Below are 5439 nucleotides of genomic sequence, written 5' to 3'. Positions count from 1 at the left end.
TCGACGGCGTCACCGTCACCGGCCCCACCTGGTGGTTCAACCTCCGCGCCTCCAACACCGAACCCCTCCTGCGCCTGAACGTGGAGGCCAAGGACGAGGCCACCATGACCGAGGTCCGCGACACCGTCCTGGGCATCGTCCGCGCCTGACACCACCAGCCCCAGCCCCGGCCGGTAAGGTTGCCACCGGCCGGGGCACCGCTGTACCGGCGCCGTACCCCACCGCACCCAGGAGCCTGACACCCCATGAGCAACCTGCCGTCCTTCCTGCTGGAGATCCTGGTCTGCCCGGAGTGCCACTCGGCGCTCGACGAGCAGACCCAGGGCGAGGCGCACGAGCTGCGCTGCACCGGTGAGACCTGCGGCCTGGTCTACCCGGTCCGCGACGGCATCCCGGTCCTCCTGGTCGACGAGGCCCGCCGCCCCTCCTGACGCCGCGTCAGGCCCGCCCGGCCCCACCCGGGCGCCCCGCGCCGCACCCCCGCGCCCGCACGCCGGGCGCACCCCGCACCTCCCCGACCGACCCCACCGTCCGTCCAGCGCGAGGCCGGAGGCCAGCCGCATGATCGACGACGTCCTGCTCGACGACCCGGCCGCCCTCCAGCGCGCCGACCGGGACCACGCGCTGCTCGCGCTGGCGGGTGCCGGGGCCAGGATCCGCACCGCCCTCCGGCTGGCCGACGAGGCCGGAGTCGCGGCGCTGCGCCCCGACGGCCGCCCGCGCTCCCTGCTGGTGGCCGGCTACGGCAGCGCGCTCGCCGTCGGCCCCGCGCTGGCCGCGCTCGCGGTCGAGTCCACCCAGGTGCTCCCGCTCCCGCCGACCGACGCCGAGCCCGCCCCGCGCGACCGGACGGTGGCCGCCCCGCCGTTCACCGCCGGCCTGCGCTGGCAGCTCCCGGGCTGGGTCGGTCCGCTCGACCTGCTGGTGATCGCCTCCGCCGACGGCCACGAGGAGGGTCTGGTCGGCCTGGCCCAGCAGGCGTACGCACGCGGCTGCACGGTGGTGGTGATCGCCCCGCCGGAGAGCCCGCTGACCGAGGCCGCCCACCAGGTCCGCGGCCTGCCGCTGCCGTACGTGCCGACCGCGGTCGAGGACGACCACCAGGCCGAGGAGCCCGACCTGCCCGCGCTCGACCCGGGCGCGCTCTGGGCCATGCTGCTCCCGCTGCTGGCCCTCACCGAGAAGCTCGGCGTCACCCAGCTCCCGGCCGGCTCCCTGCGGGGCGTCGCCGACCGGCTGGACGAGGTGGCGGTCCGCTGCCGCCCCGACGCCGCCGCCTACGTCAATCCGGCCAAGGACCTGGCCGCCCACCTCTCCGGCACCGTCCCGCTGCTGTGGACCGACGGCCCGGTGGCCGCCGCGGTGGCCGGCCGGTTCGCCGCCATGCTGGCCGACCGGGCCGGGCGCCCCGCGCTGCCCGGGGCGCTGCCGCAGGTGCTCACCGCCCACCGGGGCATGTTCGTCGGCCAGTTCGGCTCCGGCGCCGACCCGGACGACTTCTTCCGCGACCGGGTCGAGGAGCCCGATCCGCTGCTGCTCCAGGTGCTGCTGCTCCGTCAGACCCCGGGCCGCGCCGCCGATCCGGCCGAGGAGGAGGAGAACGGCTTCGCCGAGCCCAGCCACCCGGTCCGCCGCGCCCACCGCCTGGCCGAGGCGCACGGCGTCCGCTTCACCGAGCTCCGCTCGGTGGAGGCCGATCCGCTGCACGCCCTGGCCGAACTGACCGCCCTCACCGACTTCGCCGCCGTCTACCTCGGCCTGGCCGCCGGCCAGGACTGAACGGAGCACGACGCGCCGCCGCCCACCTGCTGACCGCACCTCAGGTCCTTTGCCCGATCGGGATACTGTGTGCGGTCGACAGAGCTGAGCGTCGGCCGGTGCACGGGTACCGGCCCAGTCCGGAGGGACCCCATCCCAGCATGAGCACCGAAGGCGGTACCAAGGCCCTCGTAGCGGCGCTGTCCGCGAACCTGGCGATCGCGGTGAGCAAGTTCACCGCCTTCGCCTTCACCGGCTCCTCCTCGATGCTGGCCGAGGGCGTGCACTCCGTCGCCGACTCCGGCAACCAGGTGCTGCTGCTGGTCGGCAGCAAGCGGGCGGCCCGCGAGGCGGACGAGGCCCACCCCTTCGGCTACGGGCGAGAGCGGTACATCTACGCCTTCGTGGTCTCCATCGTGCTGTTCTCGGTCGGTGGCCTGTTCGCCGTCTACGAGGGCGTGGAGAAGATCCGCCACCCGCACGAGCTGGACGGCTGGTACTGGGCGGTCGGCGTGCTGGTCTTCGCGATCATCGCGGAGAGCTGGTCCTTCTACACCGCGATCAGCGAGGGCAAGAAGTCCAAGGGCGCCCTCGGCTGGGTCGAGTACGTCCGCCGGGCCAAGGCCCCGGAGCTGCCGGTGGTCCTGCTGGAGGACTTCGGCGCGCTGATCGGCCTGATCCTCGCGCTGTTCGGCGTCGGCCTCACCGTCATCACCGGGGACGGCGTCTGGGACGGCGTCGGCACCCTCTCCATCGGCCTGCTGCTGGTCGGCATCGCGGTGGTGCTCGCCCTGGAGACCCGCTCGCTGCTGATCGGCGAGTCCGCCGACAAGACCGAGGTCGCCAAGATCCGCGCCGCCCTGGTGGACCACGATTCGGTCACCCGCATCATCCACATGCGCACCCTGCACCTCGGCCCCGAGGAGCTGCTGGTCGCCGCCAAGATCGGCGTCAACGCCGAGGACAGCGCCACCCAGGTCGCCCAGGCCATCGACCTGGCCGAGGCCCGGGTCCGCAAGGCCGTCCCGATCGCCCGGGTGATCTACCTGGAGCCGGACATCTACTCCGCCGAGAAGGAGGCCGCCGGCCCCGACCGCGAGGCCACCCCGGGCGGCCCGTCCCACTGACGCGCCGTCAGGGAACCGGTCGGGGAACGGCCGAATCCGCTCGAACGAATCCCGTGCGATCACGCCGCCGGTGTAGATTCGTCAGCAGAGCCAAATCGTCGCTGCTGATGGCGGTCGATCGGCACCCCCGGCACGCCGGGCGGTGCGGTCGAGGGAGAGAGGTCCTCCGACGGATTGTGCCGCAGCAGCGGAGCCCCGCATCCCGTCGGGCGTCCCGCCGCTCAGCACACCCGTAAACCGACCCGACCCCGCATGCAGCGAGGAGCAGCAGACATGTCCGACTTCAAGGTCGCCGACCTCTCCCTGGCCCCCTTCGGCCGCAAGGAGATCCAGCTCGCCGAGCACGAGATGCCCGGCCTGATGTCGATCCGCAAGGAGTTCGCCGCCTCGCAGCCGCTGGCCGGCGCGCGCATCACCGGCTCGCTGCACATGACCGTGCAGACCGCCGTGCTGATCGAGACCCTCACCGCCCTCGGCGCCGAGGTCCGCTGGTGCTCCTGCAACATCTTCTCCACCCAGGACCACGCGGCCGCCGCCATCGCGGTCGGCCCGGAGGGCACCCCGGAGAACCCGCAGGGCGTCCCGGTCTTCGCCTGGAAGGGCGAGACGCTGGAGGAGTACTGGTGGTGCACCGAGCAGGCGCTCACCTGGCCCGACGGCCAGACCCCGAACATGATCCTGGACGACGGCGGTGACGCCACCCTCCTGATCCACAAGGGCGTCGAGTTCGAGAAGGCCGGCGAGGCCCCGGACCCGTCCACCGCGGACAACGAGGAGTACCGCCTGATCCTCGAGGTGCTCAACCGCACCCTCAAGGACAGCCCCTCCAAGTGGACCGAGATGGCCGCCACCATCAAGGGCGTCACCGAGGAGACCACCACCGGCGTGCACCGCCTGTACGAGATGCACCGCGACGGCAACCTGCTGTTCCCGGCCATCAACGTCAACGACGCCGTCACCAAGTCGAAGTTCGACAACAAGTACGGCTGCCGCCACTCCCTGATCGACGGCATCAACCGCGCCACCGACGTCCTGATCGGCGGCAAGGTCGCGGTCGTGGCCGGCTACGGCGACGTCGGCAAGGGCTGCGCCGAGTCCCTCCGCGGCCAGGGCGCCCGCGTCATCGTCACCGAGATCGACCCGATCTGCGCCCTGCAGGCCGCCATGGACGGCTACCAGGTCACCACCCTGGAGGAGGTCGTCTCGATCGCCGACATCTTCATCACCACCACGGGCAACAAGGACATCATCCTTGCCAAGCACATGGAGCAGATGAAGCACCAGGCGATCGTCGGCAACATCGGCCACTTCGACAACGAGATCGACATCGCCGGTCTGTCGAAGCTCCCGGGCATCGTCAAGACCGAGGTCAAGCCGCAGGTCCACGAGTGGCGCTTCGCGGACGGCCACACCATCATCATGCTGTCCGAGGGCCGCCTGCTGAACCTCGGCAACGCGACCGGCCACCCGTCCTTCGTGATGTCGAACTCCTTCGCGAACCAGACCATCGCGCAGATCGAGCTCTTCACCAAGACCTCGCAGTACCCGATCGGCGTCTACGTCCTCCCCAAGCACCTGGACGAGAAGGTCGCCCGCCTCCACCTCGACGCCCTCGGCGTCAAGCTCACCACCCTCACCCCCGAGCAGGCCGACTACATCGGCGTCCCGGTCGAGGGCCCGTACAAGCCGGAGCAGTACCGCTACTGATCCCGCGTCAGCGCTGAACGGCCGTGCGGCCGGTGCCCCGTGGCACCGGCCGCACGGCCGTTCCCGCCCACCGGGGCCGAAGCGGCCGGGCCACCGGGAGGCCGCAGGCACGTAGGCTGCTGCCATGCCGAACGGCCGCTACTCCCTCACCGACCCGCACGACGGCACCCCGCTCGGCGAGGAGCGCTTCAGCTGCGCCCCCGGCCCCGCCGGCTGGCGCTACGTCTCCAAGACCTACGCCCCCGACGGCGCCGTGCTCCGCACCGCGGACCTCACCCTCGACTCCCGCAACCGCCCGCTGCGCCTCGAACTCCGCTCCGGCGGCTGGCAGGTCCGCGGCGGCGCACTCGACGGCGTCAGCTGGGTCCGCACCGCCGCCGACGGCTCCGGCACCGACGCGGCCGAAGGCCACGACCGCGCCCACGCCTTCGCCGGATCCTCCCCGGCCTTCCTGATCGCCGCCGCCCGCCTGCTCCGCCTGGAACCCGGCGCCTCGGCCCGCCTGCGCCTGGTCTCCTTCACCGACCCGGTGCTGGCCCCCCGCACCTTCGACCAGGGCTGGCTCCTCGAAGCCGTCGACACCCACCCCACCGACACCGGCCCGCTGCTGGTCGAGCGCTACCAGGTGGCCGACCTGGAGACCGGCGAACAGCAGATCGTCCACCTGGCCGGCGACGTCGTCCTGGACGCCCCCGGCCTCGCCCTCGAAGAACTCGAGTCCCCGCCCAACCAGTGGCCCACCGAGTACAGCCCCTAGGGCGTTTCTTTCGGATCATCGTGCTGACCAGATGAAGATGGCGGCGAGGTGGAGTCCGGCAAGGTAGATGGTGGCGGTCTTGTCGTAGCG

Annotated in this window: 5 protein-coding genes and 1 pseudogene; all 6 read left to right on the top strand. The window is 72.3% G+C overall.

Annotated elements, in window-relative coordinates; translation table 11 throughout:
- A pseudogene (manB, locus tag ACWCYY_RS40585) lies at window positions 1–149 on the top strand (phosphomannomutase/phosphoglucomutase); the annotation flags it as partial.
- 96 nt (window positions 150–245) lie between these two features.
- The gene (locus ACWCYY_RS40580) at window positions 246–431 is read left to right on the top strand and encodes a Trm112 family protein (protein ID WP_345284870.1); all 186 of its coding nucleotides are present in this window, start codon (window positions 246–248) and stop codon (window positions 429–431) included.
- 130 nt (window positions 432–561) lie between these two features.
- Window positions 562–1779, top strand: a complete 1218-nt coding sequence (locus ACWCYY_RS40575; RefSeq protein ID WP_449798948.1) for an SIS domain-containing protein — start codon at window positions 562–564, stop codon at window positions 1777–1779.
- 140 nt (window positions 1780–1919) lie between these two features.
- Window positions 1920–2885, top strand: coding sequence for a cation diffusion facilitator family transporter (locus tag ACWCYY_RS40570; RefSeq protein ID WP_345284866.1), 966 nt, complete (start codon window positions 1920–1922; stop codon window positions 2883–2885).
- 273 nt (window positions 2886–3158) lie between these two features.
- A complete protein-coding gene (gene ahcY, locus ACWCYY_RS40565; protein ID WP_345284864.1) occupies window positions 3159–4592 on the top strand; it encodes an adenosylhomocysteinase in 1434 nt (477 codons plus the stop codon).
- 124 nt (window positions 4593–4716) lie between these two features.
- A complete protein-coding gene (locus ACWCYY_RS40560) occupies window positions 4717–5349 on the top strand; it encodes a hypothetical protein (protein ID WP_345284862.1) in 633 nt (210 codons plus the stop codon).
- Window positions 5350–5439: the final 90 nt, after the last annotated feature.

This window comes from Kitasatospora sp. NPDC001664, from assembly GCF_053596675.1.
Note: the sequence above shows the minus strand (reverse complement) of the source record. Positions and strands in the feature narration are given on the sequence as shown.